This is a genomic window from Microbacterium sp. RURRCA19A (assembly GCF_900156455.1).
In the GTDB taxonomy this organism is placed as follows: domain Bacteria; phylum Actinomycetota; class Actinomycetes; order Actinomycetales; family Microbacteriaceae; genus Microbacterium.
This window is the reverse complement of record NZ_FTNQ01000003.1, coordinates 1-25,736: the sequence shown is the minus strand read 5'-3', so window position 1 is coordinate 25,736 and position 25,736 is coordinate 1. Positions and strand designations below refer to the sequence as shown.

At 69.8% G+C, this 25,736-nt stretch carries 30 protein-coding genes; 17 read left to right on the top strand and 13 right to left on the bottom strand.

What is annotated here, in order from left to right:
* Positions 1–50: 50 nt before the first annotated feature.
* Both BW982_RS12500 and ilvA read left to right on the top strand, forming a co-directional pair.
* Positions 51–1,241: an AI-2E family transporter gene (locus BW982_RS12500; protein ID WP_076493818.1), complete on the top strand. Its 1,191-nt coding sequence runs from the start codon at positions 51–53 to the stop codon at positions 1,239–1,241.
* On the top strand, positions 1,238–2,467 hold the full coding sequence (gene ilvA / locus BW982_RS12495; protein WP_076493816.1) for a threonine ammonia-lyase: 1,230 nt from the start codon (positions 1,238–1,240) through the stop codon (positions 2,465–2,467). The genes BW982_RS12500 and ilvA overlap by 4 nt, the downstream gene beginning before the upstream one ends.
* 67 nt (positions 2,468–2,534) lie before the next feature.
* Here ilvA and greA read toward each other — a convergent pair whose 3' ends face one another.
* Together greA and BW982_RS12485 are read right to left on the bottom strand one after the other, a co-directional pair.
* Positions 2,535–3,026, bottom strand: coding sequence for a transcription elongation factor GreA (greA, locus tag BW982_RS12490; RefSeq protein WP_076493815.1), 492 nt, complete (start codon positions 3,024–3,026; stop codon positions 2,535–2,537).
* A gap of 106 nt (positions 3,027–3,132) precedes the next feature.
* Positions 3,133–3,528, bottom strand: a complete 396-nt coding sequence (locus BW982_RS12485) for a DUF4307 domain-containing protein (protein WP_076493813.1) — start codon at positions 3,526–3,528, stop codon at positions 3,133–3,135.
* 63 nt (positions 3,529–3,591) lie between these two features.
* Between BW982_RS12485 and BW982_RS12480 the strand changes: the two genes are divergently transcribed.
* A complete protein-coding gene (locus tag BW982_RS12480) occupies positions 3,592–3,864 on the top strand; it encodes a hypothetical protein (protein WP_076493812.1) in 273 nt (90 codons plus the stop codon).
* Between the two features lie 30 nt (positions 3,865–3,894).
* On the opposite strand, the gene BW982_RS12475 is transcribed toward BW982_RS12480, so the two are convergent.
* Entirely contained in the window at positions 3,895–4,587 is a 693-nt protein-coding gene (locus BW982_RS12475; protein ID WP_076493810.1) for a PAQR family membrane homeostasis protein TrhA, read from the bottom strand.
* Between the two features lie 151 nt (positions 4,588–4,738).
* On the opposite strand from BW982_RS12475, the gene BW982_RS12470 reads away from it, so the two are divergent.
* Together BW982_RS12470 and BW982_RS12465 are read left to right on the top strand one after the other, a co-directional pair.
* Entirely contained in the window at positions 4,739–5,521 is a 783-nt protein-coding gene (locus tag BW982_RS12470; protein WP_254845588.1) for an isoprenyl transferase, read from the top strand.
* Between the two features lie 266 nt (positions 5,522–5,787).
* Positions 5,788–7,074: an RNA 5'-3' helicase PhoH2 gene (locus BW982_RS12465; RefSeq protein ID WP_139327473.1), complete on the top strand. Its 1,287-nt coding sequence runs from the start codon at positions 5,788–5,790 to the stop codon at positions 7,072–7,074.
* A 295-nt stretch (positions 7,075–7,369) separates the two neighbouring features.
* Here BW982_RS12465 and BW982_RS12460 read toward each other — a convergent pair whose 3' ends face one another.
* Genes BW982_RS12460 through xseA form a run of 7 tightly spaced genes read right to left on the bottom strand, consistent with a single transcriptional unit; the run spans position 7,370 to position 13,748 of the window.
* A complete protein-coding gene (locus tag BW982_RS12460; RefSeq protein WP_076493808.1) occupies positions 7,370–8,026 on the bottom strand; it encodes a response regulator transcription factor in 657 nt (218 codons plus the stop codon).
* Positions 8,023–9,438 (bottom strand): sensor histidine kinase, encoded by a 1,416-nt coding sequence (locus BW982_RS12455; protein WP_076493806.1) that lies wholly within the window; start codon positions 9,436–9,438, stop codon positions 8,023–8,025. Before BW982_RS12455 ends, BW982_RS12460 begins: the two co-directional genes overlap by 4 nt.
* A gap of 40 nt (positions 9,439–9,478) precedes the next feature.
* Positions 9,479–10,873 (bottom strand): class II fumarate hydratase, encoded by a 1,395-nt coding sequence (locus BW982_RS12450; RefSeq protein ID WP_076493804.1) that lies wholly within the window; start codon positions 10,871–10,873, stop codon positions 9,479–9,481.
* A gap of 32 nt (positions 10,874–10,905) precedes the next feature.
* Positions 10,906–11,553 carry a carbonic anhydrase gene (locus tag BW982_RS12445; protein ID WP_139327472.1) on the bottom strand — a complete coding sequence of 216 codons (648 nt, stop codon included), beginning with the start codon at positions 11,551–11,553 and terminating at the stop codon, positions 10,906–10,908.
* A gap of 8 nt (positions 11,554–11,561) precedes the next feature.
* Positions 11,562–12,194 carry a DUF4245 family protein gene (locus BW982_RS12440; RefSeq protein ID WP_076493801.1) on the bottom strand — a complete coding sequence of 211 codons (633 nt, stop codon included), beginning with the start codon at positions 12,192–12,194 and terminating at the stop codon, positions 11,562–11,564.
* Entirely contained in the window at positions 12,194–12,433 is a 240-nt protein-coding gene (locus BW982_RS12435; protein ID WP_036328293.1) for an exodeoxyribonuclease VII small subunit, read from the bottom strand. Before BW982_RS12435 ends, BW982_RS12440 begins: the two co-directional genes overlap by 1 nt.
* A gap of 1 nt (position 12,434) precedes the next feature.
* Positions 12,435–13,748 carry an exodeoxyribonuclease VII large subunit gene (gene xseA / locus BW982_RS12430; protein WP_076493800.1) on the bottom strand — a complete coding sequence of 438 codons (1,314 nt, stop codon included), beginning with the start codon at positions 13,746–13,748 and terminating at the stop codon, positions 12,435–12,437.
* A 67-nt stretch (positions 13,749–13,815) separates the two neighbouring features.
* On the opposite strand from xseA, the gene BW982_RS12425 reads away from it, so the two are divergent.
* From BW982_RS12425 to BW982_RS12405, 5 genes are read left to right on the top strand one after another with little or no spacing between them, the layout of a single operon-like run.
* The gene (locus tag BW982_RS12425; RefSeq protein ID WP_254845587.1) at positions 13,816–14,877 is read left to right on the top strand and encodes a 4-hydroxy-3-methylbut-2-enyl diphosphate reductase; all 1,062 of its coding nucleotides are present in this window, start codon (positions 13,816–13,818) and stop codon (positions 14,875–14,877) included.
* On the top strand, positions 14,874–15,416 hold the full coding sequence (locus tag BW982_RS12420; protein WP_076493798.1) for a DUF6264 family protein: 543 nt from the start codon (positions 14,874–14,876) through the stop codon (positions 15,414–15,416). The genes BW982_RS12425 and BW982_RS12420 overlap by 4 nt, the downstream gene beginning before the upstream one ends.
* 55 nt (positions 15,417–15,471) lie before the next feature.
* Positions 15,472–15,975: a sigma-70 family RNA polymerase sigma factor gene (locus BW982_RS12415; protein ID WP_076493796.1), complete on the top strand. Its 504-nt coding sequence runs from the start codon at positions 15,472–15,474 to the stop codon at positions 15,973–15,975.
* Positions 15,972–16,682, top strand: coding sequence for an anti-sigma factor family protein (locus BW982_RS12410; protein WP_076493795.1), 711 nt, complete (start codon positions 15,972–15,974; stop codon positions 16,680–16,682). Before BW982_RS12415 ends, BW982_RS12410 begins: the two co-directional genes overlap by 4 nt.
* Before the next feature lie 9 nt (positions 16,683–16,691).
* On the top strand, positions 16,692–17,237 hold the full coding sequence (locus tag BW982_RS12405; protein ID WP_076493793.1) for an MOSC domain-containing protein: 546 nt from the start codon (positions 16,692–16,694) through the stop codon (positions 17,235–17,237).
* A gap of 81 nt (positions 17,238–17,318) precedes the next feature.
* On the opposite strand, the gene fbaA is transcribed toward BW982_RS12405, so the two are convergent.
* Positions 17,319–18,347 (bottom strand): class II fructose-bisphosphate aldolase, encoded by a 1,029-nt coding sequence (gene fbaA, locus BW982_RS12400; RefSeq protein ID WP_076493792.1) that lies wholly within the window; start codon positions 18,345–18,347, stop codon positions 17,319–17,321.
* A gap of 180 nt (positions 18,348–18,527) precedes the next feature.
* On the opposite strand from fbaA, the gene glpX reads away from it, so the two are divergent.
* Both glpX and BW982_RS12390 read left to right on the top strand, forming a co-directional pair.
* Positions 18,528–19,517: a class II fructose-bisphosphatase gene (gene glpX / locus BW982_RS12395; protein ID WP_076493790.1), complete on the top strand. Its 990-nt coding sequence runs from the start codon at positions 18,528–18,530 to the stop codon at positions 19,515–19,517.
* Positions 19,518–19,819: 302 nt separating this feature from the next.
* Positions 19,820–20,029, top strand: coding sequence for a UDP-N-acetylmuramyl pentapeptide phosphotransferase (locus BW982_RS12390; protein ID WP_076493788.1), 210 nt, complete (start codon positions 19,820–19,822; stop codon positions 20,027–20,029).
* Here BW982_RS12390 and BW982_RS12385 read toward each other — a convergent pair.
* Complete coding sequence (locus BW982_RS12385; RefSeq protein ID WP_076493786.1) at positions 20,004–21,365, bottom strand: DNA recombination protein RmuC; 1,362 nt, start codon at positions 21,363–21,365, stop codon at positions 20,004–20,006. The two genes, BW982_RS12390 and BW982_RS12385, sit on opposite strands and share 26 nt — an antisense overlap.
* 50 nt (positions 21,366–21,415) lie before the next feature.
* Positions 21,416–22,012, bottom strand: coding sequence for a 3'-5' exonuclease (locus BW982_RS12380; RefSeq protein WP_076493784.1), 597 nt, complete (start codon positions 22,010–22,012; stop codon positions 21,416–21,418).
* 174 nt (positions 22,013–22,186) lie between these two features.
* On the opposite strand from BW982_RS12380, the gene BW982_RS12375 reads away from it, so the two are divergent.
* The 5 genes from BW982_RS12375 to BW982_RS12355 all read left to right on the top strand — a co-directional run bounded on the left by BW982_RS12375 (position 22,187) and on the right by BW982_RS12355 (position 25,704).
* Positions 22,187–22,936, top strand: coding sequence for a class I SAM-dependent methyltransferase (locus BW982_RS12375; protein ID WP_076493782.1), 750 nt, complete (start codon positions 22,187–22,189; stop codon positions 22,934–22,936).
* A 39-nt stretch (positions 22,937–22,975) separates the two neighbouring features.
* On the top strand, positions 22,976–24,049 hold the full coding sequence (gene ychF, locus BW982_RS12370; RefSeq protein ID WP_076493781.1) for a redox-regulated ATPase YchF: 1,074 nt from the start codon (positions 22,976–22,978) through the stop codon (positions 24,047–24,049).
* A 153-nt stretch (positions 24,050–24,202) separates the two neighbouring features.
* A complete protein-coding gene (locus tag BW982_RS17520) occupies positions 24,203–24,715 on the top strand; it encodes a DUF4238 domain-containing protein (RefSeq protein WP_083696686.1) in 513 nt (170 codons plus the stop codon).
* Positions 24,716–24,772: 57 nt separating this feature from the next.
* Complete coding sequence (locus BW982_RS12360; protein ID WP_076494324.1) at positions 24,773–25,057, top strand: transposase; 285 nt, start codon at positions 24,773–24,775, stop codon at positions 25,055–25,057.
* A complete protein-coding gene (locus BW982_RS12355; RefSeq protein WP_139327442.1) occupies positions 25,054–25,704 on the top strand; it encodes an IS3 family transposase in 651 nt (216 codons plus the stop codon). Before BW982_RS12360 ends, BW982_RS12355 begins: the two co-directional genes overlap by 4 nt.
* The last annotated feature ends 32 nt before the right edge of the window (positions 25,705–25,736 follow it).

Genomic DNA, 25,736 nt, shown 5'->3' with positions numbered 1-25,736 from the left:
CCCCGACATTCCCGGCGTTCGCGCGGGTGGCGCGGAGGTAGGCTGACGGGATGACCGGAACCGATCCCGAGGACCGCGGATCGTTCTTCGACGCCCTGCGTCGGCGCACCGTCTCGAGCGATCTCACCCCGGCCGTCCCGCCGGCACTGCGCCAGGCCACCGCGTACTCCTGGCGACTGCTGGTGATCGCCGCCGCCATCGGCGTGGTCGTGTGGTTGGTCATCCAGCTCAAGCTCCTGGTGATCCCGCTGCTGGTCGCGATCCTCATCACGGCGCTCGTGTGGCCCGCCTTCTCGTTCCTCCTCCGGCACCGGTGGCCGCGCTGGCTCGCCATCGTCGTCACCGTGCTCGGCACGATCGCCGTGATCTCGGGCCTGCTGTGGCTCGCGGTGTGGCAGATCACGCGGGAGTTCGCGTCGGTGCGCGACCGCACGGTCGACGCGATCGGCCAGTTCCGCCAGTACCTCATCGACGGCCCCCTCCACCTGTCCGCACAGCAGATCGACGACGGACTCCGCCAGGCGGGCACGTTCCTTCAGCAGCAGGCCGAGGTGCTGTGGACCGGCGCCTTGGCGATCGGTACGACGATCGGGCACGTCGGTACCGGGCTGCTGCTGACCCTGTTCATCCTGCTGTGCCTGCTCGCCGACGGCGGCGGCATCTGGCGCTGGACGACCCGACTGTTCCCCCGCGTCGCGCGGCCCGCGGTCGACGGCGCCGGGCGCGCCGGATGGCGCACCGTCATCACCTACGCCCGCACGCAGCTGCTCGTGGCCACCATCGACGCGATCGGCATCGGCGTGGGCGCGTTCCTGCTCGGGGTGCCGTTGGCGATCCCGATCGGCGTCCTGGTGTTCCTCGGTGCGTTCATCCCGTTCGTGGGAGCAGTTGTCACCGGCGCCCTCGCGGTCTTCATCGCGCTCGTGTACAACGGACCCCTGATCGCGCTGTTCATGCTCATCGTCGTCCTCGGGGTCCAGCAACTCGAGAGCCACGTGCTGCAGCCCATCCTGATGGGCTCCGCCGTCAAGGTGCACCCGCTCGCGGTGGTCCTCGTCGTGGCCGGAGGGGCGATGATCGGCGGAATCCCCGGCGCGCTGTTCGCGGTGCCGCTCGCCGCGTTCGTCAACGTCGTCTCGGTGTACCTCAGCAGCCACGCGTGGCGTGACGGTGGCGTCTCCGTCGACTCCGCCGACCTGATCTGGCAGACCGTTCCCCGCGATCGCGGAAGGAGATCATGAACGACACGCCCACCCTGGCCGAGTTCGAGGATGCCGCGCAGACCCTGCGCGGCATCATCACGCGGACCCCTCTCGACGAGTCGCTGCACCTGACCGAGCTGCTCGGTGTCCCTGTGCACCTCAAGCTCGAGAATCTGCAGCGCACCGGATCGTTCAAGATCCGCGGGGCGACCTACCGCTTGTCGCGACTGACCGCCGAGGAGCGGGCGCGCGGCGTCGTCGCGGCGTCGGCCGGCAACCACGCGCAGGGGGTCGCCCTCGCGGCGCAGCAACTGGGCATCTCCGCCACGATCTTCATGCCGCTCGGCGTCCCGGTGCCCAAGCTCCTCGCCACGCGCGGCTACGGCGCCGAGGTGATCCTGGAGGGCGCGACCGTCGAGACGCCGCTCCGACTCGCCGCCGAGTTCGCTGAACGCACCGGGGCCGTGCTGATCCACCCGTTCGATCACCGGGACATCGTCGTGGGCCAGGGCACGCTGGGCCTCGAGCTGGTCGAAGACCTGCCCGACCTCGAGACGGTCATCGTCGGGATCGGCGGCGGAGGTCTGGCCGCCGGCGTCGCCGCCGCGGTCAAGGCGCGCGCAGCCGCCGAGGGCCGCGACGTGCGCATCATCGGCGTCCAGGCCGAGAACTCGGCCGCCTACCCCAGCTCGCTGGCGGCGGGCTACCCGATCCAGGTGCCGACGACCCCGACGATCGCCGACGGCATCGCCGTCGCGCGTCCCGGCGATCTGCCGTTCGAACTCATCCGGGAGTTCGTCGACGAGGTCGTCACCGTCACCGAGGACGACATCGCGCGCGCGCTGCTCGTCCTGCTCGAGCGCGCCAAACAGGTCGTCGAGCCGGCCGGCGCGGTCGGGGTCGCCGCCATCCTCGCCGGGAAGGTCCGCGCTACCGGGACGACCGTGACGATCCTCTCCGGAGGGAACATCGATCCGCTGCTGCTTCAGAGGGTCGTGGCACACGGCCTGTCGGCATCCGGCCGCTACATGTCGCTGCGCATCCCGCTTCCGGACCGCCCCGGTCAGCTCGCCCGTGTGTCGGAGCTGCTCGCCCAGGTCGGTGCCAACGTGATCGAGGTGCTGCACACGCGCCACGGGCAGGGCCTGCAGATCAGCGAGGTCATCCTGCAGCTGAGCGTCGAGACCCGCGGTGCCGAGCACCGGGCCCTCGTGATCCGCACGCTCGAAGAGGCCGGCTTCGTCGCCACCGTCGTCTCCGACTGACAGAGTTCCCCGTGAACGCGAAGAGCCGCTCACCCCGAACGGGGGAGCGGCTCTTCGCGTTCACGGATCACTGACCCGAGTAGGTCTCGACCTTCACGATCTCGACCGCGATCTGCTTGCCGTTGGGCGTCGTGTACGAGCCGCTGTCGCCCTCTTTGAGGCCGAGGATCGCGGCGCCGAGCGGCGACGCCTCGCTGTAGACGTCGAGCTCGGAGTCGGCGGCGATCTCGCGGTTGCCCAGGAGGAACTTCTCTTCGCCGCCCGCGATGATCGCGGTCACGACGGTGCCGGACTCCACGACACCCGTGCTCTCGGGGGCCTCGCCGACCTTGGCGTTCTTCAGCAGCGCCTGGAGGGTGCGGATGCGGGCCTCCTGCTTCCCCTGCTCGTCCTTCGCGGCGTGGTAGCCGCCGTTCTCCTTCAGATCGCCTTCTTCGCGAGCGATCTCGATGCGCTTGGCGATCTCTTCACGGCCCGTGGTCGAGAGGTGCTCGAGCTCGTTGGCGAGACGGTCGTAGGCATCCTGGGTGAGGAACGTCACCTGAGCGTCATCGGACACGGTGGTCTCCTTCGTCGATCGGGCCGGCGTGGGGCACGAGGAGGCGCCCGCCGGGGATATGTCGAACGCCCCGGCTTCGGGCCGGGGCGCGTCTAGGAAATCGAGCCTACGGTACCCAGCAGGAGTTGACAAAACCCGTCGTGGCCAGCGCCAGCGTCGGGATCTCCTCCGAGAACGCGCGAGTGTGGTCCTCGGATGCCGGGTACTCCACGACGCGCCAACCGACGGTTCCGTGCTCCTCGTCCTGTGCCTCGATCGCGCACGCCACGGGCTGACCGATGGGGGCGGAGATCTGGAAGGAGACCGTCACGCGCTCGGCATCCGTCACCGTGAACCCGGTGTCGGTGGAGGTCACGGACGCGAGGCTGTTCGCCACGGTCGTCCACCCGAGTGCGACCGTGAGGCTCGCGGCGATCACTCCCACGATGCTCCACAGCACGATGCGCCGACGCGGAGACCGGGTGCGGCCGTAGCGGTCGTCGAGCTGGGCTTGCGTCGTCATGGTCTCCCCGGGCTTTAGGCTGGACTTCCAGGCTACGCGCTCCCGCCCGGACCGAAGGACTTCATGCTCACCGCGCTTGCGGCCCTCGCGGCCACGCCCACTCCCTCGACGCCCGACGAGTCGATCGTCACTCCGGGGCCGTTCGGCTTCGCCGCGGTCGCCTTCATCGCCGTCGCGGTGTTCCTGCTCGTCTGGGACATGCTGCGCCGTATCCGCCGCGGACGCTACCGCGAGGAGGTCAACGCGGAACTGGACGCGGAAGAGCAGGCGCGCGCGGCCGAGGCCGCCAGCGAGACCGACGACGAAGACATCGACCGCGACGCGCCCCGCAGCTGAGCCGCGACCCGGGGGGCCGGCATCGCCCGATCAGCCGCCGTGGAACGCGGGGCGGAGCGCGATGAGCAGGCACGCGGTCCAGTGGCACAGGAACGCCAGGACCGTGCACACGTGGAAGATCTCGTGGAAGCCGAAGTGACCGGGCCACGGGTTCGGGCGCTTCAGCGCGTAGACGATCGCGCCCACGGTGTAGAGCAACCCGCCGATGACGACGAGCACCATCATCGCGACGTTCGCGTTGAGCAGGTCGACGATGTACATCACCGCGGCCCAGCCGAGGGCGAGGTAGAGCGCCACGTAGAGCCAGCGCGGGGCGTTGATCCAGAAGACGCGGAAGAGGATGCCCAGGATCGCGCCGCCCCAGACGATGGACAGCAGGAGCACCGTCTGCGGAGTCGGGAGGGCGAGCACGGCGAGCGGCGTGTACGTGCCGGCGATCAGGAGCAGGATGTTCGCGTGGTCGATGCGCTTGAGCACCGCCTTGGTCTTCGGCTTCCAGTTGAACCGGTGATACAGCGCCGAGTTGCCGAACAGCAGCATGGACGTGGCCATGAAGACCGCGGACGCCCACTTCGCCGGAGCGCCGTGCGCGAGCACGATGAGCACGATGCCCGCGGCGATCGCCACGGGGAAGGTTCCCGCGTGGATCCAACCGCGCCATGTCGGCTTGATGTCCGCTTGCGCGCCGACGGCGTTCGCCTCCAGAAGGGGGAGCTGGGGCATGTCGGGTCCGTCGCCTGCCACAGAAGATGTCACCCTCCGAGCCTACGTCGCACCGCATACCCGACCGGGCACATGGCGGGGCCTGTGGAGAGCTCGTGCAGAGCCCGCCACGCATCCCGCCCGAGTGGTCGTGACGCGATAGCGTAGGCGGGTGGCGCGCGTGTGGAGGAACGAGGGGCGGGGTCCCCTCTACCGGCTGTACATCCAGCGCCTGCGCCGACAGATGCCCGCCACCGTCCCGCACCACGTGGCGATGATGATCGACGGCAATCGTCGCTGGGCCCGGCAGCTCGGATTCGACAGCGCGGCGCACGGTCATCGCGCCGGGGCCGCCAAGATGCACGAGTTCCTCCGCTGGTGCGATGACCTCGGCATCCGGGTCGTCTCGCTCTACCTGCTGTCCAACGACAACCTGCGCAAGCGCGACTCCCGCGAGCTCGACGACCTCATCGAGATCATCGCCGAACTCGCTCGCGAGCTGTCGCACGAACCCGACTGGCGGGTGCAGCACGTGGGGCGCGCCGACGGCCTGCCCCCGGCTCTCGCCGAGGTGCTGCACGAGGTCACCGAGCGGACGCGCTCGCACACCGGTCTCCACGTCAACCTGGCCGTCGGCTACGGCGGGCGCAGCGAGATCGTCGACGCGGTGCGCAGCATCATCGCCCAGCACGATCGCCAAGGGGGGTCGCTCGAGGAACTGGCGGCGAGCCTCACGCCCGAGCAGATCGGTGAACACTTGTACACCGGCGGTCAGGCCGACCCCGATCTCGTCATCCGCACCTCGGGGGAGCAGCGCTTGAGCGACTTCCTCCTGTGGCAGTCGGCGCACTCGGAGTTCTACTTCGTCGAGGCGCTCGGCCCCGACCTCCGCGAGGTGGACTTCCTCCGTGCCATCCGCGACTTCTCCGCCCGCGACCGCCGGTTCGGGCAGTAGTCGCGCGTCAGCGTTAACGCACTCGTCATTTTTCCGGGCGTGTTCGCGACCCCACGGCCCCGCGGAAGGCTTTACGGTGAGGTCATCGGGCACGGAGCCCGGTCGAGTCGGCCTTCGGATCGCGACTCGTGACCCACAGGTCGACTCGTGACAGCCGGGTGAGACACCCGGGTCGGGAGTGGGTTGTGACTGCACGAGCACCGTACGACCAGCGGAACGTCGTCGACAGCAGTGTTTCGGAATCGGATGCCTCGGCCGATCAGGCTCTGCGCACGTACGTTCTGGACACCTCCGTCTTGTTGAGCGACCCGCGGGCGTTCTTCCGCTTCGCCGAGCACTCGGTCGTGATCCCCGTCGTCGTGATCACCGAGCTGGAGGGCAAGCGCCACGATCCCGAGATCGGCTACTTCGCGCGGCAAGCGCTGCGGCACCTCGACGAACTGCGCATCGAACACGGTCGGCTCGACTTCCCGGTTCCGGTCGGCACGGACGGCACGCTCCGCGTCGAGCTGAACAACACCGATCCCTCCGTGCTGCCGTCCGGTATGCGCCTGGGCGACAACGACAGCCGCATCCTCGCCGTCGCGATGAACATCGCGCGCGACGGCGCCGAGGTCACGGTGGTGTCGAAGGACCTGCCGATGCGCGTGAAGGCGTCGTCGCTGGGCATCTCGGCGGAGGAGTACCTCGCGGAGCAGGCGATGGACTCGGGCTGGACCGGGATCGCCTCGATCGACGTCTCCGGCGACGACCTCAGCGACCTGTACGAATCCGAGGTCGCCGCCAGTGAGGACGTCCGCGGGCTCCCCGTCAACACGGGCCTCATCATCCATTCCGAGCGGGGCTCGGCTTTGGGCCGGGTCACCGGCGACGGAGAGTTCCGGCTCGTCCGGGGCGACCGCGACGCGTTCGGTCTCCACGGGCGTTCGGCCGAGCAGCGTATCGCCCTGGATCTGTTGCTGGATCCGGAGGTGGGGATCGTCTCGCTCGGCGGACGTGCCGGCACCGGCAAGTCGGCGCTTGCGCTGTGCGCCGCGCTCGAAGCCGTCCTGGAGCGCCAGCAGCAGAAGAAGATCATCGTCTTCCGCCCGCTGTTCGCCGTCGGCGGGCAGGAACTCGGCTATCTTCCCGGCGATCAGGCCGAGAAGATGGGCCCGTGGGGTCAGGCGGTGTTCGACACGCTCGGCTCGGTCGTATCGGGCAACGTGCTCGAAGAGGTGCTGGCCCGCGGCATGCTCGAGGTACTGCCGCTCACCCACATCCGTGGTCGTTCGCTGCACGACGCGTTCGTGATCGTCGACGAGGCCCAGTCGCTCGAACGCAATGTGCTGCTGACGGTCCTGAGTCGTATCGGCCAGAATTCGCGTGTCGTGCTGACGCACGACGTCGGCCAGCGCGACAACCTGCGGGTCGGTCGTCATGACGGCGTGGCCTCGGTCATCGAAACGCTGAAGGGCCACGCGCTCTTCGGTCACGTCACCCTGACCCGTTCGGAGAGGTCGGCGATCGCCGCGCTTGTGACGGAGCTGTTGGAGGCCGGCGAACTGTCGTGACCCGGTGAGAAGAAGGGGCGGGGATGCCATGCATCTCCGCCCCTTCTCGCGTGCGGCGGGCGCGACATGAGAGGTTTCTCATCTGCACCTCCTCGCATTCTCACGGGGGACCGTCAGAGTTGTCTCAACGGCGAGGGAGACCTCGTCACCGCCTCGGCGGTTCCCCCCAATAAATGAAAAGTGAACGGTTCGCCGTGCAGGTCACCGACGTTTCGGGTACGTCGGCAGACCGCCGTGGATCGTTTCCCCATCCCCCCGGTTTCCCCCCAACCGGGGGTTTTTGGGTTATGGGCGGCTATTGCCAGCGATAGCCGGCACCGCGCACGGTGACGATGCGGCCCGCGCCGAACTTGGCGCGGAGGTAGCGGACGTACACGTCGACCACGTTGGACCCGGGGTCGAAGTCGAGTCCCCAGACGCGGCTGAGCAGTTGTTCGCGACTCAGCACCTGCCCCGCGTGGCGCAGGAACTCCTCCGCCAGGGCGAACTCCCGCGCGCTCAGATCGATCTCCCGCGCACCGATGGAGGCCCGTCGGGTCAGGACGTCGAGCGACACGTCGCCGTGCGCGATCGTGATCGACCCGACCGACACCGGCTCGCGCAGACGCGACCGCACGCGGGCGAGCAGCTCGTCGAACTTGAACGGTTTCGCGACGTAGTCGTTGGCGCCCGCGTCGAGTCCGTCGACGGTGTCCCGGGTGCTGGTGCGGGCCGTGAGCATGATGACCGGGATCGGCGATCCCTGCCCGCGGAGGCTCCGCAGCACTTCGAAGCCGTCGATGGTCGGAAGCCCCACGTCCAGCAGCACGAGGTCGATGTCGCCGCCGAGCGCGGTGTCGAGAGCCTCGGCCCCGTCGTCCACGATGACGGTCTGGTAGCCGGCCGACTCCAGTCCCTTCGCCACGAACGCAGAGATGCGCTCCTCGTCTTCGGCGATGAGGATGCGGGTCATCCGGTGGCCTCTCTCTGCAGAACGACGTCGCCGGCGCGGACCGGTGTCGGAAGGTCGGTGGGGGCGGGGGAACCGCCGAGCGGCACGTGAAGGGTCAGCGTCGCACCCCCGCCGGGAGTGTCGGTGATGGTGCAGTGGCCGTCGTGCGCTCTCACGATGGCATCCACGATCGACAGGCCCAGACCGGATCCGTCGACGCCACGCCGCGTCGACACGCGGTCGAATCGGCGGAACACCCGGTGACGGGCTGCGGGAGGGATGCCGGGGCCGTGGTCGCGGACCCACAGATTCGCCACCGCGCCGTCGTCGGAGCTGCCGATCTCGATCGGGCTCCCGGCCGGGGTGTACTTCGCGGCGTTGTCGGCGAGCTGCAGCCACGCCTGCACCAGTCGGTCGTGGTCTCCGACGATGCGGCCGCGGCCGCGCGCTTCGATGGTCCACGTGTGCTCGGGGATGGCCGCCACGAGCTCGCCGACGCGGTCGGTGAGCGCGCTGACGTCGACGACCCCCGCGGACAGGGACCCGGCCTCGACGTCGGCGAGCGCATCGATGTCGTCGACCAGGCGCGACAGCCGGTCGAGCTCGGAGATGCCGAGGTCGCGCGTCTCCACGACGTCATCGGCGTCGGCGGGGTTCATGGTCTCGAGGTGGCCGCGGACGATCGTGATGGGGGTCTTCAGTTCGTGTCGCACGTCGTCGAGGAGCTGCCGCTGGGCGGCGACCGACATGGACAGGCGATCGAGCATCGAGTTCACGGATGCCGTCAGATCGGCGATCTCGTCATTGCCGTCCGCGGACACGCGCACCCCGAGATCGGCGATGGTGATCGCGTCGGTCGTGTCGCGGAGCTTCCGCAGCGGCGAGAAGAGGCGCCCCGTGACGAACCATCCGGCCACGCCGACGGCGAGCAGCACGCCCGCGCCCGTGATCGCGTAGGTCATGGTCGACAGCGTCACCAGCTCCATGCGCTGGTCGATCGAGATGGCCTGGACGACCGCAGCGTCGCCGTCGACGACGGCGGCGTAGAGCACGGGACCCGCGGCCGTGTCGAGGCGGCCGCGCAGCTCGCCGCGGTCGAGTGCGGCGCGCAGCCCGTCGAGGAAGGCTGCGTCGCCGGCCAGCGGCAGGCCCGGCGGGGCCGGTGTCGTGGCCAGCACCGCGACCCCGCTGATCGCCAGGGTGCCGTCCGTGCGTCCGGGCACGGCCGCGGCGACCAGATCGGTCGCGTCCTGTCCACTGGCCGAAACGGTCGAGACGAAGCCGTCGAGCTGCCGCTGCGCGTTGGCGAGCACGCGCTCGCTCTGCACGAAGAACGTGACGCCACCGGCGATGATGAGCCCGAGCAGCACGACGCCGAGGATCGCCGTGAGGAGCCGCACGCGTGCCGAGACGGGTCTCGTGCGGCGGATCATCCTCTGATTATGGCGTTCCTCGGCGTCGTTGCGTTCCGGCTCAGCCCGGGTGGGTCATCGAGAGCAGGTCGAGCTTGGCGTCGAGCACCTCTTCGGTGATCTCGCCGCGCTCGACGTAGCCGAGGTCGATGACGGCCTCGCGGACCGTGATGCCCTTGGCCACCGAGTGCTTGGCGATCTTCGCGGCGGCCTCGTAGCCGATGACCTTGTTCAGGGGCGTGACGATGGACGGGGACATCCCGGCGAACGCTTCGGCCCGGGCGACGTTGGCCTCGAGACCGTCGATCGTCTTGTCGGCGAGCACGCGCATGGCGTTGGACAGCAGACGGATCGATTCCAGCAGAGCCGTGCCCATGACGGGGATCGCGACGTTGAGCTCGAACGAACCCGAGGCGCCCGCCCAGGCGACGGTGGCATCGTTCCCGATGACGCGCGCGCAGACCATCAGGGTGGCCTCGGGGACGACCGGGTTCACCTTGCCGGGCATGATCGAGGAACCCGGCTGGAGGTCGGGGATGTGCAGCTCGCCGAGGCCCGTGTTCGGACCCGAACCCATCCAACGGATGTCGTTGTTGATCTTGGTGAGCGAGACCGCGATCGTGCGCAGTGCCCCGGACGCCTCGACGAGGCCGTCGCGGTTCGCCTGCGCCTCGAAGTGGTCCTTGGCTTCGGTGATGGGCAGCTCGGTCTCGGCGGCGAGCAGCGCGATGACCTTCTGCGGGAAGCCCAGCGGCGTGTTGATGCCCGTACCGACGGCCGTCCCTCCGAGGGGAACCTCGCCGACGCGGGGGAGGACGGCCTGCACGCGCTCGATACCGAGGCGCATCTGACGGGCGTAGCCGCCGAACTCCTGGCCGAGCGTGACCGGAGTGGCATCCATCAGGTGGGTGCGGCCGGACTTGACGATGCCCTTCCACGCCTCGGCCTTCGCCTCGAGCGCCACCGCGAGGTGGTCGAGCGCCGGGATGAGGTCGTCGATGAGGGCCTGCGTGACCGCGATGTGGACCGAGGTGGGGAAGACGTCGTTGGAGGACTGCGACGCGTTGACGTGGTCGTTGGGGTGGACGGTCTCGCCGAGGATCCCGGTGGCGAGGGTCGCCAGGACCTCGTTCATGTTCATGTTCGACGACGTGCCGCTACCGGTCTGGTAGGTGTCGACGGGGAAGTGCGCGTCGTACGCACCGGTGATGACCTCGTCCGCCGCCTGGGCGATGGCGTCGGCGACGCGGGGGTCGAGCGTGCCGAGCTCTTTGTTCGCCAGCGCGGCCGCCTTCTTGATGCGCGCGAGTGCGGCGATCTGCGTCGACTCCAGCCCCGAACCCGAGATGGGGAAGTTCTCCACCGCGCGCTGCGTCTGCGCGGCGTAGAGGGCGTCCTTGGGCACCCGCACTTCACCCATGGTGTCGTGTTCGATGCGGTACTCGATGTCGGTCACGTCGTCGTTCCTCCAGATCGTTTCGTGCGGTGTCAGGCGGCGCGGGAGTCGTCCACGTCGCCCACGCTCACGACGGAGACGGCTTCCCCGTCGTCGAGGCGGTAATTGGCGCCCACCACCGCGACCCGGCCCTCGGCGACGGCCTCGGCGATGAGCTCGGAAGCGCGCAGCAGGTCGGCGACGGTGTGGCGGAGGTGCTCGCGACCCACCAGCTCGGCGTCGACCCGCTCGGCCGAGCGTCCTTCGGCGGCCTCTTCGCGCTGCACCCGGCGCACGGCCGGCACGATGGGGGCGATCTGGCGCCAGATGTAGGGCGGAAGGGTCGGGGCGTCGATGCCCGTGCTGTCGATGGCGGCACCCACGGCGCCGCAGGCGTCGTGCGCGAGAACCACGATGAGGGGGACCTCCAGGACCCCGACGGCGTACTCGAGGCTGCCGATCACCGAGTCGGAGATGACCTGGCCGGCGTTGCGGACGACGAACAGATCGCCCAGGCCCTGGTCGAAGATGATCTCCGCCGCGAGGCGCGAGTCGGAGCAGCCGAAGAGCGCGGCGGTGGGGTGCTGCGAGCTCGCCAGCTCTGCGCGACGCTCGACGTCCTGGCGCGGGTGCGCGGGGGCGCCCGTGACGAAGCGGCGGTTGCCCTCGAGCATCTGATTCCACACGGCACGGGGGGTCATGCGCTCGCTCACGGGGCCTCTCTCAGTTCTCGAATCTGGGCGGTGACGGATGCCGCGGCGATCGCGGTCGTCTCGGGGCTGGCGTCGCCGTAGATCAGCACCTGGTCGGGACCGGCGGGGGTCGACAGCGCGTACGTGATGTTGCCGGCACGCTCGGGGTCGCTGGGGCGGTACACGTTCCAGTCCACGCCGTCGATCGCGACGGTCTCGGTGCTGCGCGCTCCGCCCAGCACCTGGGCGACCCACTCCTCGCCGGTGTCGAGACCCTGCGCGACGCGCACGAACCCCGACTCGCCCGACCGGACGTACACCATGGTCCACGCCTCGGTGCCGCCCTGGCCCTCGGTCGTCGCCTGGTTGACACGCCATCCGTCGGGGAGCGACGGGGACAGCGCGGGGCGACCGATCTCGTCGGACAGGTCGGTGGCGAGCGCCGCGACGTCGGGCTGCGGGCGCGGGGCGGGCTCGCCGCGCGGAACCGCCGCGATCACGACGAGGACGACCGCGACCGTGACGAGCAGCGCTGCGACGAGATTGCGGAACGTCTTGCTGGAGCGATAGCGGCGAGAGGACTCGGCCTTGCGGGCCGCGGTCTCTTCCGGGGTCTCGGGGCGGCCGAGCTCGGCGACGATGCGGGCCATCAGGACTCCTCACCCTCGCCGCGGGCCGCGTCCAGTCTCCGCTTGGCGCCCAGCAGCCATTCCTCGCACCGGGCGGAGAGCTGTTCGCCGCGCTCCCAGAGGGCGAGGGACTCCTCCAGGGTCGGAGCGCCCTGCTCGAGCTCGGCGACCACGCGGACGAGTTCGTCTCGGGCTTGCTCGAAAGACAGGGACGCCACGTCGGCGGAGGGGCCGGAAGGCGTCGCGGTCATGGCATCCATCTTAGGCGCGACCGGCGGAGGCACCGCTGCCCGCGGGGGACTCGGAGCCGTCGACAGGGCCTGTGGAGGAGGCGCCGAAGGCGCCGTCGGCGACGGTCACCACGACGCGCGAGCCCGCGGGCGCCTGGGTCGCGTCGCGCACGATGCCTCCGCCCTCGATCTGCGCGATCGCGTATCCGCGCGCCAGGGTCGCCTCCGGTGAGAGAGCCCGGAGCGCCGCGCGGAGTTCGCGCGTGCGCCGTTCCTCGCCCTGCAGGCGCCGGTCGACGATGTCGCGACCGCGCGTGGCCAGCATCCAGACGTCCTGAGCGCGGGAGGTGAGCATCGAGTGCGGTGTCCGCAGCACCGGACGCGACCGCAGCTGTTCGAGCTGCGCGATGTCGTGCAGGACGCGTTGCGTGAGGCGACCCGTCAGCCGCGCACGCAACTGCGCGACGAGCGCGCGCTGCTCGCTCACGTCGGGCACCACGCGCTTGGCGGCGTCGGTCGGAGTGGAGGCCCGCACGTCGGCGACGTCGTCCAGCAGCGGGCGGTCGTTCTCGTGGCCGATGGCGCTGACGATCGGGGTGGATGCCGCCGCCACCGCGCGCACCAGTCGCTCGTCGCTGAAACCGAGGAGCGTCTGAGGATCCCCGCCGCCGCGCGCGATGACGATGACGTCGACCTCGGGGTCGGCGTCCAGTGCCGCCAACGCCGCGAGGGTCTCGGGGACGCAGCGATCGCCCTGCACGGCGGCGTATCGCGTGCGGAACCGCACCTGCGGCCAGCGCAACTCGGCGTTGCGGTGCACGTCCTTCTCGGCATCCGAGTTCTCGCCCGTGATCAGACCGATGCAGTGGGGGAGGAACGGCAGCGTCTTCTTCCGCGCGGGGTCGAACAGCCCCTCGGACCGCAACTGCGCGCGCAGCCGCTCCAGACGTTCGAGCTGTTCGCCCAGCCCCACGTGCCGCATCGCCGACACCGCGAACGAGAAATCGCCCGTGCGCGGGAAGTAGTCCGCCTTGACGCACGCCACGACGTGATCGCCGACCTGCAGGTCTTTGGGCAGTCGCGCCAGCGTGCTCGACCAGATGCGGAAGGCGACCGTCGAGTCGGTCCCGAGGTCTTTCAGACGCCCGAAGACGTTGCCGCCACGGCGGTTGAAGGAGGTGATCTCGCCTTCGACCCACACGGATCCCCAGCGCTCGATGAACCCGCGGATCGTGTCGTTCAGTCGCGACACCGACGTGGGCGCCTCGTTCTTCGAATCGCGCGGGTGCACGGAGTCGGCCGGGGGCGCCTGGCCCTCGACGGCATCGGGTCGGAAGGAGGTCATGCTCTCTCAGGGGGTCGGTGGTGGGCGGTTCGGCCGTCGCCCAGGGGCGCCCCCGTAGAATCGAGGGGTGAGCACACCTGCCGTCCACCTGCCCGTTCCCCGGATTCCGGGTCGACGCGGGCGGCTCCAGGATATCCCCGTCCACGGACAGAAGAAGGTGCTGTTGGCAGCCCCGCGCGGTTACTGCGCCGGCGTCGACCGTGCCGTCATCGCCGTCGAGAAGGCGCTCGAACGCTATGGCGCGCCGGTGTACGTGCGCAAGCAGATCGTGCACAACATCCACGTCGTGACCGAGCTCGAGAAGCAGGGCGCGATCTTCGTCGAAGAGGTCGACGAGGTCCCCGAGGGTTCGCACGTCGTCTTCAGCGCCCACGGCGTCTCGCCGGCGGTCGTGTCGGCGGCGTCCGATCGGCATCTCCAGGCGATCGACGCCACCTGCCCCCTGGTCACCAAAGTGCACCGCGAGGCGGTGCGTTTCGCACGTGACGACTTCGAGATCCTGCTGATCGGCCACGAGGGCCACGAAGAGGTCGAGGGCACGGCGGGCGAGGCCCCCGAGCACGTCACCGTCGTGAACTCGCCCGAGCACGCCGACACCGTCGAGGTGCGCGACCCGTCGAAGGTCGTGTGGCTGTCGCAGACCACGCTCTCGGTCGACGAGACGATGGAGACCGTGCGCCGTCTGCGTCTGCGCTTCCCCGAGCTGCAGGATCCGCCGTCCGACGACATCTGCTACGCCACCCAGAACCGCCAGGTCGCGATCAAGAAGGTCGCGCGCGACGCGGACCTGGTGATCGTCGTGGGCTCGGCCAACTCGTCGAACAGCGTGCGCCTCGTGGAGGTCGCGCTCGAGCACGGCGCCAAGGCCGCCTACCGCGTCGACTACGTCGACGAAGTGCGTCAGGAATGGCTCGACGGCGTCGAGACCGTGGGTGTCACCAGCGGTGCCTCGGTGCCCGAGGTCCTCGTCACCGAGGTGCTCCAGGAGCTCGCCGGCGCCGGCTACCGCGACGTCGAAGAGGTGCGCACCGCCGAGGAGGACCTCATGTTCTCCCTGCCCAAGGAGCTGCGTCAGGACTCGTCGGGCAAGCGCGACCAGCGGGCGCTCGGCGGCCGAGGCCGCGCGTGAGCGGCGACGACGCCCGCCCGCGTCCGCAATACGGCGAGTACGCCTCGCCCGAGGAGCAGCGCGCGCGCATCCAGCGTCCGGAGGTGACCGAGGCGCTCGAAGCGGGCGTGGCACCGGCGCCCGAGTCGGTCGCCGAAGCGGCACCGGTCGCGCCCCGCGCGCGCGGCCCGCTCGCCGACCGGGTCGCCACGCTCGTCCTGCTCGTCTACGGCCTGATCTCGGTGATCTCCACCATCACCCAGCTCCTGGACTTCCCCGGCTACGCCGAGCGTGCTGCCCAGATCCTCGGCGTGGACGCCACCTACACGGCCCTGTCCACCGGCTACGTCTGGGGTGCGGTGGCATCCGTCGTGTATGCGATCGGCTACCTGCTCACGGCCGCGCTCACCTGGCGGCGACTGCGGCGGGGTCGGATCGCGTTCTGGGTGCCGCTCGTCGGCTTCGTGGCGACCACGCTCGTCGCGGGCGTCTGCATCACCATCGCCCTCACGGCCGACCCCGCGTTCCTCTCGGCTCTCACCGGCGCGTTCGCGAACTGAACCGCGTGGCCCGGCATCCCGTGTTCACCGTGAGGAGAACAGGAGGGATGCCGCGATGCGAGACGACCACGCGCAACTGACCGCGCTGTACGACGCGCACGCCGCGCCCGTCTGGCGGTACGTCGTGAGCCTCACGGGCGACCATGCGGGCGCGGACGACGTTGTGCAGGAGACCCTGCTGCGCGCCTGGCGGACGCCGCGCGTCATGGCGGACGACCCCTCGCGGCTGCGGTCGTGGATGTTCACCGTCGCCCGCAACATCGTCATCGACGACGCGCGCAGCGCCCGGCGGCGTCATGAGCAGCCCGTCGACGAGCTTCCCGAGACCGCGGGCGGAGATGACACGGATGCGATGTTCGACGCACTCCTCGTGGAAGAGGCGCTGGCCACCCTGACTCCCGACCACCGCGCGGTCATCGTCTCGGCGTACTACGGCGGTCGGAGCGTCGCACAGGCGGCGGAAGAACTGGGAATCCCGGTCGGGACGGTCAAGTCGCGTCTGCACTACGCCGTGCGCGCGCTCCGGCTCGCCCTGCAGGAGAGAGGGGTGACGCGATGACCTCCGATCACGAGAGATTCGCCACCTGGGACGGCGCGTACGTGTTGGGGGCGCTGCCGGCCGCGGACCGCGGCGAGTACGAACGTCACCTCGACGAGTGCCCGCTCTGTCGCGCCGCCGTGGCCGAGCTCGCCCCCACGGCCGGGCTCCTGTCGCGCCTGTCGCCCGAGCGCGCCCGAGCGATCGACGGCGCCGACGCACAGCTCCGTGCCGCACCGACCTCTCCAGATCCGGCGCTCCGGGGGCGGATCGTCCGCACCGCGCGGCGTCGCCGTCGGCGCGTCGTCGCCGTGTGGGCCGGTGCCGCAGCGGCGGCACTGCTGATCATCGCGGTGCCGAGCGTGCTGGCCCTCACCAGCACCCCGACCGACGGTGGCGGTGCGGTCTACGCGCTGAACGACGTCGCCGGTGCGCCGTTGGAGGCGTCGGTGAAGCTGACGCCGGTCGAGTGGGGCACCCGGATCGACCTGGTCTGTCAGTACACCGGTGAAGTCCTCGACGCGCCGCCCGGCGGTTGGCCGTACGCTCTCGCCGTCACGGACGACTCGGGGGCGACGACGATGCTCTCCACCTGGCGTGCGGGTCCCGGCTCGACCACCGAGCTGAGCGCGGGCACCGACGTGTCGGCATCCCGGATCGACTCCATCGAGATCCGGACGGTCGACGGCGATCGCGTGGTCATGCGGCGGGACTTCGACAGCCCGTAGCATCGAGGGATGCCGAGCCTCGTCGCCGTCTGCGCCGTCCATGCCCTGCGTCCCGACTCCGGGTCGGTGGGCGTCACCGCGATCGACAAGCGCGCGCTCGACGGGGCCGTCCGGATCGGCCGGTTGGGCGTGCGTACCGATGTGCAGGCGAGCCGCAAGCACCACGGCGGCCCCGACAAGGCGGTCTACGCGTATGCGCAGGACGACGCCGAGTTCTGGGAGGGCGAACTCGGACGCGAGCTCGCTCCCGGCTGGTTCGGCGAGAACCTGCGGCTCGACGGCATCGACGTCAACGGCGCGCGGATCGGTGAAGTCTGGCGCGTCGGCGAGACCGTGCAGCTGGAGGTCACGATGCCTCGGACGCCCTGCGCGACCTTCGCCCGCTGGGTCGGCGGCGCGGCCTCACGCGGCTGGGTGAAGAGGTTCTCGGATGAGGGGCGCCTCGGTGCCTACCTGCGCGTCCGCCGGGCCGGGGACGTGCGCGCCGGCGACCCGGTCGAGATCCTGTCGTCGCCGTCGGACGAGCCCACGGTGCTGGAGCTGTATCGGTCGTAGCCGGCCGCATTCCGCCGAATTCACCATCCGAACGCACGAACGCCCCGGCCGGAGCCGGGGCGTTCGTGCGCGGGATGCGGTTCAGCCCTGCGACTTGCCGAAGGAGCCGAGCTGCTTCGTCGCCTCGACGACGCGCACGGCCATCGCCGACTCGGCGACCTTGCCCCACGCGCGGGGGTCGTACTGCTTCTTGTTGCCGACCTCGCCGTCGACCTTCAGGACGCCGTCGTAGTTGGAGAACATGTAGCCCGCGATGGAACGCGTGAAGGCGTACTGGGTGTCCGTGTCGATGTTCATCTTCACGACGCCGTTCGAGACGGCCAGCGCGATCTCCTCGTCGGTGGATCCGCTGCCGCCGTGGAAGACGAGGTCGAGCGGCTTGGGGCCGGTACCGAACTTCGCGGCGATGCCCTCCTGGATCTCGCCCAGCAGCTCGGGGCGGAGCTTCACGCCGCCCGGCTTGTACACGCCGTGCACGTTGCCGAACGTCAGCGCGGAGATGTAGCGGCCGTTCTCGCCGAGGCCGAGACGCTCGACGGCCTTGGTGACGTCGGCGACGGTCGTGTACAGGGCGTCGTTGGAGCCCTCGTGCGCGACGCCGTCCTCTTCGCCGCCGACGACGCCGACCTCGATCTCGAGGATCGCGTTGATGTTCTTGAGGCGGGGGAGGAGCTCGGCGGCGATGTCGATGTTCTCATCGAGCGGAACGGCCGAGCCGTCCCACATGTGCGACTGGAAGATCGGGTTGCGGCCGGCCTTGACCTCTTCCTCCGAGGCCTCGAGCAGGGGGATCACGAACCCGGGCAGCGCGTCCTTGGGGCAGTGGTCGGTGTGCAGCGCGACCGTGATCGGGTAGTTCTTCGCGACCTCGGTGACGTACTTGGCGAACGCGAGCGCGCCGGTCGCGCGGGCCTTGACGGTGTGGCCGGCGAAGTAGTCGGCGCCGCCGGTGGTGACCTGCAGGATGCCGTCAGAGCCGGCCTCGGTCAGGCCCTGGAGCACGGAGTTGATGGTCTGCGAGCTCGAGACGTTGATCGCGGGGTACGCGAAGCTGCCGGCCTTGGCGCGGTCCAGCATCTCGGCGTACTGCTCAGGGGTGGCGACGGGCATGGAGAGGCTCCTTGGTCGTGACGGGGACAACCGTCACTCTAGCGAAGGCGCCCGATCGTGACGGGGTAGGTGGGCGAGGAACAGGCCCGTTCTCCTCTTCTGTTAAGAATCGCGATTCCTTCGTCCGTGCAACGGAGAAATCCGCCGATTGTCACGACCTCGCTGACTACAGTGGGCCACATGGTGAGCCTGACGTCCGACATGAGTCCCCTGCATCCCGATCGGAACCTGGCTCTCGAGCTGGTGAGGGCGACGGAGGCGGCGTCCATCCGCGCCGTTCCGTTCATCGGTCGTGGAGCCAAGGAGGCCGCCGACGGCGCGGCCGTCGACGCGATGCGGGCGTTCTTCAGCACCGTCAACTTCGACGGCACGATCGTCATCGGCGAGGGCGAGAAGGACAACGCGCCGATGCTCTACAACGGCGAGCGGGTCGGCAACGGCAAAGGCCCCCGGTGCGACGTCGCCGTCGACCCGATCGACGGGACATCGCTGACGGCCGCGGGGCGTCAGAACGCTCTGTCGGTCATCGCGGTCTCCGACCACGGCTCGATGCTCGACGCGTCCAGCGTCTTCTACATGGACAAGCTCGTCACCGGTCCCGCCGGCGTCGGAGTGGTCGACATCCGCCTCCCCATCGGCGAGAACATCCGCCTGCTGGCGAAGGCGCTGGGGAAGCCGGTGGACGAGATCGTCGTGTCGGTGCTGAACCGCCCGCGCCACGAGCAGCTGATCGCGGACATCCGCGAGGCGGGTGCCGGTACGCGTCTCATGAGCGACGGCGACGTCGCCGGCGGCATCAACGCCGCGCGCCACAACGCCCGGACGGACATGTGCGTGGGGATCGGCGGAAGTCCCGAGGGAATCGTCACCGCGTGCGCGATCAAGGCCCTCGGCGGGCACATCCAGGGTGTCCTCGCCCCGCGCGGCGACGCCGAGAAGCAGAAGGGTCTCGACGCCGGGCTGAAGGTCGACGGCGAGGTCTACGAGGCCGACGACCTCGTGCGTGGCAAGAACACGATCTTCGTCGCGACCGGCGTGACCGATGGCCAGCTCGTGCAGGGTGTGCGTCGCGACGGCGACTTCATCTACACCGAGAGCGTGGTCTTGCGCGGCGCCTCGGGGACGCTCCGCCGGATCTCGTCGGAGCACCTGACGTCGAAGTGGCTCTGACGCGCTGACGCGGAGCGGGCGTTCGCGCCGCCGGTGTTGCGCGCGGGCGGCGCTGGCCGCCCCGCGACCGCGAGACTGCATCCGACCGACAAGTCCACTGCAGGATGCAATGGGGATGTCAGGCCGATGCTGTTTCGCGGCGCCGGGATGCGACGGCGCACACGGGAGCTGTCGCGCGTGCAGCTACAACCGGGCGTGTCGTTGCGCAAGCGTGACTCCTTCTCCCAAAGGCCTCTGGCAGAATCGACAGCAGTGTCAACGGCGACGCTGTGTTCTTCCGAGACCCGAAGGGGGATCGCTTCATGGCAGCTACGACGAACCCGACCGCGCCTCAGACAGGTGCGCAGGCGGTGATCGCCAGCGCCGTCGATCCCGCCCGTCGCCCCGACGTCCTGCTCCGCAAGCGGCGCGCCGAGGGCCACGAGATCAGCGCGTGGTGGATGGTCGGTGCCTTCGTGGTCGTTTCCGCCGCTGTGGTGAGCCTGCTCAGCTGGGTTCCCGGCGGTTCTTGAGCGACGACCCACCGTCATCCTGAGCGACTCCGGCGCGCGCACGGACGTCGCCGAGATCCGCGTACGTGACGCCGCCGGTGGAGGTGTCCTCCTGCCGCGGAGACGCACCGTCGTCGGAGATCGCGAGGAGTTCGGGCGCGGTCCAGCGTCGCGGTGAGGATTCGAGCGCGGTGGGCGCGACCACGGCATCGAGCTTCGTCTCATCGATTCCGGGGAACTTCCGCGCCGAGACGAGCACCCGCGACTCGAGCGAACCCGCGAACCTGTTGTAGCTGTCGACCGTCCGCTCCAGCGCACGCCGCAGGTCGCCCGCGTGTCCGGCGAGCACCCCGATCCGGTCGTACAACTCGGTGCCGAGGGCGAAGAGCGTGCGGGCCTCGTCGGACACGTCCTGCTGGGTCCACGTGAAAGCCACGGTCTTCAGCACGGCCCACAGGTTCACCGGCGAGGCGAGCGCGACCCGGCGGGCGAAGGCGTACTCGAGCAGCGTGGGGTCGTCGTCGAGAGCCGCCGAGAGCAGCGACTCGCTCGGCAGGAAGCAGATGACGAACTCGGGGCTGGTGGTGAGCCCGGCCCAATACGTCTTCCGCGCGAGCGCGTCGACGTGGGCGCGCACGGCCTTGGCGTGCTTGGACAGGAGGGCGGACCGCCGCGCTCCTTCGTCGCCCGCGGCGGTCACCGCGATGGCGCTGGCCTGCAGGAACGCGTCGAGGGGGACCTTGGCATCCACCGCCAGAGCCTTCCCCCCGGGGAGCCGGACGACCATGTCGGGCCGCCCCGCACCCGCGTCGGAGGTGATCGAGGACTGCACGTCGAAGTCGACGTGCCGGGTGAGGCCCGCGGCTTCGACGACCCGGCGCAGCTGAGTCTCGCCCCACACGCCGCGCGTGCTGCCGGAGCGCATCGCGGACGCCAGCGCCTCGGTCGTGGCCCGGAGCGCTTCGTCGGCTTCGCGGGAGAGTCGCAGCTGTTCGCCGAGCGCCGAGTACTGCTCGACGCGATCGCGCTCGAGGCCGTCGACCTTGCGCTGCATGGTGTCGAGGGTCTCGCGTACGGGGTCGAGCGCGCGCAGCACGGTCTGCTCGCGCCGCTCGCGCTCTTCGCGGGCGGCCTGGTCTGCGCGTGTCTGCCCGACGAGGTCGCGGTACAGCGCGCTCTGGTGCTCGAGCTGAGCCTCGAGTCCGGCGCGCGCGGCGTCGGCGGCGGCCACGCGGGCGGTCAGGTCGACGCGCTCGGCCGCGGCGCGGGACGTGGCCCGGGCGGTGCCGACGAACCAGCCGGCGGCGGCCCCCACGGCGAGGGCGAGGATCGCGAGGATCAGGGCGATGGCATCCATGTGCCCAGTGTGCCGGAGGGGTCCGACATCGTTTGGAAGCGCGGCGGAACTCAGGCGACGGCGCGTTCGAGCCGGGGCTCGGCCGCGATCTGCGAAACGCGGACGCCCAGGTGGGCGGCCAGGGCGTGCACGTCGTCGACGCGGGCGCGGCGCGCGCAGTCGATCGTGATCTCGGCGCACGCGACGGCGTCGGCGAGGGCGTCGTGGTGCGCGAAGGGTGAGCAACCGGCTTCGGCGGCGACGAGGGGGAGTCGGTAAGAGTCGAGGGTGTACGTCTTTCGTGACATCTGCACGCTGCAGACGTAGCGGTACGGAGGGCACTCGTCGCCCGTCACCGCGCAGGCGCGACGCAGCACCGACATGTCGAAGCCGGCGTTGTGCGCGACCAGCACGTCGGCCCCGGCGAACGCGGTAAGACGTTCCAGCTGCATGGACCAGTCCGGTGCGTTCACGACATCCGCCGACCGGATGCCGTGGATGCCGACGTTGATCGGAGCGAAATCGTCGTGCCCCGCGGGCGGCTTGATGAGCCACGCGGCGGTGGCGACCACGCGACCGCCGCGGACGCGGGCCAGACCCACCGCACACGCGGACGCACCGCTGGAATTCGCCGTCTCGAAGTCGATCGCGGTGAAATCCAGTGCCACGTCTCCACCCTCCGTGGTGATCGTGGCGGTGCGGGGGAGGCGCGCCGGGTTTCGGCGCGGGCCGTGCGACGGAGATCGTGCGCGACACGCCGTGTCGTGGCATCCGGAGTCGGCGTGGCCGGCACGGAATCCGCTGGACGGCCCGCCGCGAACACGCGGCGTAGGGTCGAGGGCATGACGGAGATCCGGAAGTCGACGTCGTTCGGGCGGGCCGCCGCTGCCTACGAGGCGGGCCGTCCGGGCTATCCCTCCGCCGCGGTGGAGTGGCTGCTCGCGCCGGTCCGCGAGCCGGGTCGGGCCCTGCATGTCGCAGACGTGGGAGCCGGGACCGGGAAGCTCACGGGTGCCGTGGTCGAGCTCGGCGCCGATGTCGTCGCGATCGACCCGGATGCCACGATGCTCGCCTCGCTGCGGGACAACGTCCGCGGCATCCCGACGTTCGCCGGCACCGCCGAGGATCTGCCGCTGCCGGACTCCGGTCTCGACGCCGTGGTGATGGGGCAGGCCTGGCACTGGGTCGAGCCGGACGCGGGCTCGCGCGAGGTCGGCCGCGTGCTGCGCGCCGGCGGGGTTCTGGGGCTCATCTGGAACATCCGCGACGACCGCGTCGAGTGGGTCCGGCGTCTCACCGGCGCCATGGGTGCCTCGCACGGCGAACGGCTCATCGCGGACGGCGGCCCACGTGTCGCCGAACCGCTGGTCGATCTCGAGCACCGGTCGTGGGAGTGGAGCCGGCCGATCACGCTCCCGCAGCTGCGCGACCTCGTGTTCTCGCGCAGCGACGTCATCACGGCGAGCCCCGAGGAGCGCGCGCGCATCGACGCCGCGGTCGACGGGGTCGTGGCATCCGTCCCCGCACTCGCCGACGGGGGAGCGGTCGACCTTCCCTACATCACTCACGCGTTCCGCGCGCGGCACCCCTGACGCCGTGCGGGTGCCGCAGGCCGGGTAACCTGGACTCCCGTGGCTCTTACCATCGGAATCGTCGGCCTTCCCAACGTCGGAAAGTCGACCCTCTTCAACGCCCTGACCAAGAACTCGGTGCTCGCGGCGAACTACCCGTTCGCGACGATCGAGCCCAACGTCGGGGTCGTGAACCTTCCCGATGCGCGCCTGCAGCAGCTCGCCGACGTGTTCGGCTCCGAGCGGCTCGTGCCCGCCGTCGTGTCGTTCGTCGACATCGCCGGCATCGTGCGCGGCGCGAGCGAGGGCGAGGGACTCGGTAACCAGTTCCTCGCGAACATCCGTGAAGCGGATGCCATCGCCCAGGTCGTCCGCGGATTCGCCGACGACGACGTGGTCCACGTCGACGGGCAGGTGAACCCCGCGAGCGACATGGAGACGATCAACGCCGAGCTGCAGCTCGCCGACCTCCAGACGCTCGAGAAGGCGATCACGCGGTACGAGAAAGAGGTCAAGGGCAAGAAGCTCGACCCCTCGGTGCTGGATGCCGCCAAGGCCGCGCAGGACGCGCTGCAGCGGGGCGTGCTGCTCTCGGCATCCGGTCTCGACCTGTCGCCGATCCGTGAACTGGGGCTGCTGACCGCGAAGCCGTTCATCTTCGTCTTCAACGTCGACGAGGCCGTTCTCACCGACCAGACGAAGAAGGACGAGCTGGCCGCGCTGGTCGCGCCGGCGAAGGCCGTGTTCCTGGATGCCAAGATCGAGTCGGAACTGATCGACCTCGACCCCGAGGATGCCGCCGAACTGCTGGCGTCCACCGGGCAGGACGAGTCGGGTCTCGACCAGCTCGCGCGGATCGGCTTCGACACGCTGGGCCTGCAGACCTACCTCACCGCCGGGCCCAAGGAGGCCCGCGCCTGGACGATCCCGCAGGGCGCGAAGGCGCCGCAGGCGGCCGGTGTCATCCACACCGACTTCGAGAAGGGCTTCATCAAGGCCGAGGTCATCTCGTTCGCCGACCTCGTCGCGCTCGGTTCGGTCGCCGAGGCCCGCGCGAAGGGCAAGGCGCGCCTCGAGGGCAAGGACTACGTCATGCAGGACGGCGACGTGGTGGAGTTCCGCTTTAACAACTAGAGCCGCGAAATTCCGCGGCTGCGCGCCAACACAAGGCCGGTGTCACCGGGTCCGTGTGTCAATCCTGTGTCATGACACGGGTCGCGTAATTCCGGTCGAGCCGCGACGCGGAGAGCACAATCGGGCGTATGACCCAGCCGACCGCGAAGCGCCATCACCACGTTCCCGCGTTCCCTTCGCGGGTTCGCGGACGACGACCGCATCACCACTGACCGTCTGCCCGGTGACCATCGCCACACGCAGTCGGTTCGGAAAACGGCCGCCGAGATCGGCTTCTACGCAATACCCGGTCACCAGGACGGCGACGACGTATTCGAGAAAGCGCTCAGCGGCGTGGAAGGCGACGCTTCTCGTGTCTTCGCGCGAATCGCCGCAGGGGAATGGCCGCTCACCCATGAGGACCGCGCCACGCTGGCCTACTTCATCGCACTCCAGGTCAGCCGCGGACCGGAGCAGCGCCGAAACATGGAGTTCCTTTCCGCGCAGGTAACGCGCATGGAAGTCGGGTATGGCGGCAAGTCGAATGTGAAGGCGTGGGCTAAACGTGAGAAAGGCCTAGACCTCACTGACACCAAAGCGGATGCCATGTGGGAGCAAGCGACACAGGCCGGAGGCCCGCCCATACGGCTCACCGCTCTGGCGCACATCAGACAGATGGGAGCCTGACCCGGTTTCCCGGACACCGATGTTGAGGCGATGATCGTCTCGGAAGGAGTCCGTGAGATGCCTGCTGCCCACCCGCCGGAGTTCCGGCGTCGAGCCCTCGACTTGGTCGCGCAGGGCAACCCTGCTGGCCAGACCGCCCGCGATCTCGGCATCAGCGAGTCCTGTCTTCGTAACTGGATGAACCGCGACGCGATCGACAACGGCCGCAAGGTTGGTGTGACGAGCGATGAGCACAAGGAGCTCGTCGAGCTGCGGCGCCGCAACCGGGTGCTGGAGATGGAGATCGAGATCCTCAAGCGCGCGTCTGCCTACTTCGCGCGGGAGAACGTGCTCCCAAAATAGGGTTCCGGCTGGTCCAGGAGCTCGCCGCCGACGGGATCCCCGTCGCGGTGGCCTGCCGGTTCCTGAACATCTCGACCTCCGGCTACTACGACTGGCGAGACCGATCACCCTCCCGGCGCGCCATCGCGGACGCAGAGCTAACGACAACAATCCGCCGTATCCACGCCGGTTCGCGAGAGACCTACGGGGCTCCTCGGGTGCTGGCGGAGCTGCGGCTCGGGCTCGGCGTCCACGTCGCCCGCAAACGCGTCGCGCGACTCATGCGACTTGACGGCCTCGTCGGGGTCTCTCACCGCCGCAAGCGCCGCGGGTGGAAGCCCGACACTGCCACCCACGAGGATCTCGTGAAGCGACAGTTCCGAGCGGACGCGCCGAATCGGCTGTGGTTCTGCGACATCACGCAGCACAGGGCGAGAGACGGATGGGTCTACTGCGCGGCCGTGATCGATGCGTTCAGCCGGCGGATCGTGGGGTGGTCGATCAGCGACCGGATCACCGCGGAGATCGTCGTTGACGCGCTCGAGATGGCACGCTGGCGCCGTCGTCCCGAACCCGGCACCGTCGTTCACGCCGATCGAGGAGCGCAGACCGGTCTCAATCGATCGTCGCAACACCAGCTTGTTCGATGGACTCTATCTGCTCGTTGAGGGCTTCTGCTGGAGTCTTCCACCCGAGTGTC

Excerpts from the sequence above, each read along its gene's own strand:
- BW982_RS12500 (WP_076493818.1), top strand. The coding sequence starts at position 51 with ATGACCGGAACCGATCCCGAGGACCGCGGATCGTTCTTCGACGCCCTG.
- ilvA (WP_076493816.1), top strand. The coding sequence starts at position 1,238 with ATGAACGACACGCCCACCCTGGCCGAGTTCGAGGATGCCGCGCAGACC.
- BW982_RS12485 (WP_076493813.1), bottom strand. The coding sequence starts at position 3,528 with ATGACGACGCAAGCCCAGCTCGACGACCGCTACGGCCGCACCCGGTCT.
- BW982_RS12480 (WP_076493812.1), top strand. The coding sequence starts at position 3,592 with ATGCTCACCGCGCTTGCGGCCCTCGCGGCCACGCCCACTCCCTCGACG.
- BW982_RS12475 (WP_076493810.1), bottom strand. The coding sequence starts at position 4,587 with ATGCCCCAGCTCCCCCTTCTGGAGGCGAACGCCGTCGGCGCGCAAGCG.
- BW982_RS12460 (WP_076493808.1), bottom strand. The coding sequence starts at position 8,026 with ATGACCCGCATCCTCATCGCCGAAGACGAGGAGCGCATCTCTGCGTTC.
- BW982_RS12455 (WP_076493806.1), bottom strand. The coding sequence starts at position 9,438 with ATGATCCGCCGCACGAGACCCGTCTCGGCACGCGTGCGGCTCCTCACG.
- BW982_RS12445 (WP_139327472.1), bottom strand. The coding sequence starts at position 11,553 with ATGACCCCCCGTGCCGTGTGGAATCAGATGCTCGAGGGCAACCGCCGC.
- BW982_RS12440 (WP_076493801.1), bottom strand. The coding sequence starts at position 12,194 with ATGGCCCGCATCGTCGCCGAGCTCGGCCGCCCCGAGACCCCGGAAGAG.
- BW982_RS12435 (WP_036328293.1), bottom strand. The coding sequence starts at position 12,433 with ATGGATGCCATGACCGCGACGCCTTCCGGCCCCTCCGCCGACGTGGCG.
- xseA (WP_076493800.1), bottom strand. The coding sequence starts at position 13,748 with ATGACCTCCTTCCGACCCGATGCCGTCGAGGGCCAGGCGCCCCCGGCC.
- BW982_RS12415 (WP_076493796.1), top strand. The coding sequence starts at position 15,472 with ATGCGAGACGACCACGCGCAACTGACCGCGCTGTACGACGCGCACGCC.
- BW982_RS12410 (WP_076493795.1), top strand. The coding sequence starts at position 15,972 with ATGACCTCCGATCACGAGAGATTCGCCACCTGGGACGGCGCGTACGTG.
- BW982_RS12405 (WP_076493793.1), top strand. The coding sequence starts at position 16,692 with ATGCCGAGCCTCGTCGCCGTCTGCGCCGTCCATGCCCTGCGTCCCGAC.
- fbaA (WP_076493792.1), bottom strand. The coding sequence starts at position 18,347 with ATGCCCGTCGCCACCCCTGAGCAGTACGCCGAGATGCTGGACCGCGCC.
- glpX (WP_076493790.1), top strand. The coding sequence starts at position 18,528 with ATGGTGAGCCTGACGTCCGACATGAGTCCCCTGCATCCCGATCGGAAC.
- BW982_RS12390 (WP_076493788.1), top strand. The coding sequence starts at position 19,820 with ATGGCAGCTACGACGAACCCGACCGCGCCTCAGACAGGTGCGCAGGCG.
- BW982_RS12385 (WP_076493786.1), bottom strand. The coding sequence starts at position 21,365 with ATGGATGCCATCGCCCTGATCCTCGCGATCCTCGCCCTCGCCGTGGGG.
- BW982_RS12375 (WP_076493782.1), top strand. The coding sequence starts at position 22,187 with ATGACGGAGATCCGGAAGTCGACGTCGTTCGGGCGGGCCGCCGCTGCC.
- BW982_RS12360 (WP_076494324.1), top strand. The coding sequence starts at position 24,773 with ATGCCTGCTGCCCACCCGCCGGAGTTCCGGCGTCGAGCCCTCGACTTG.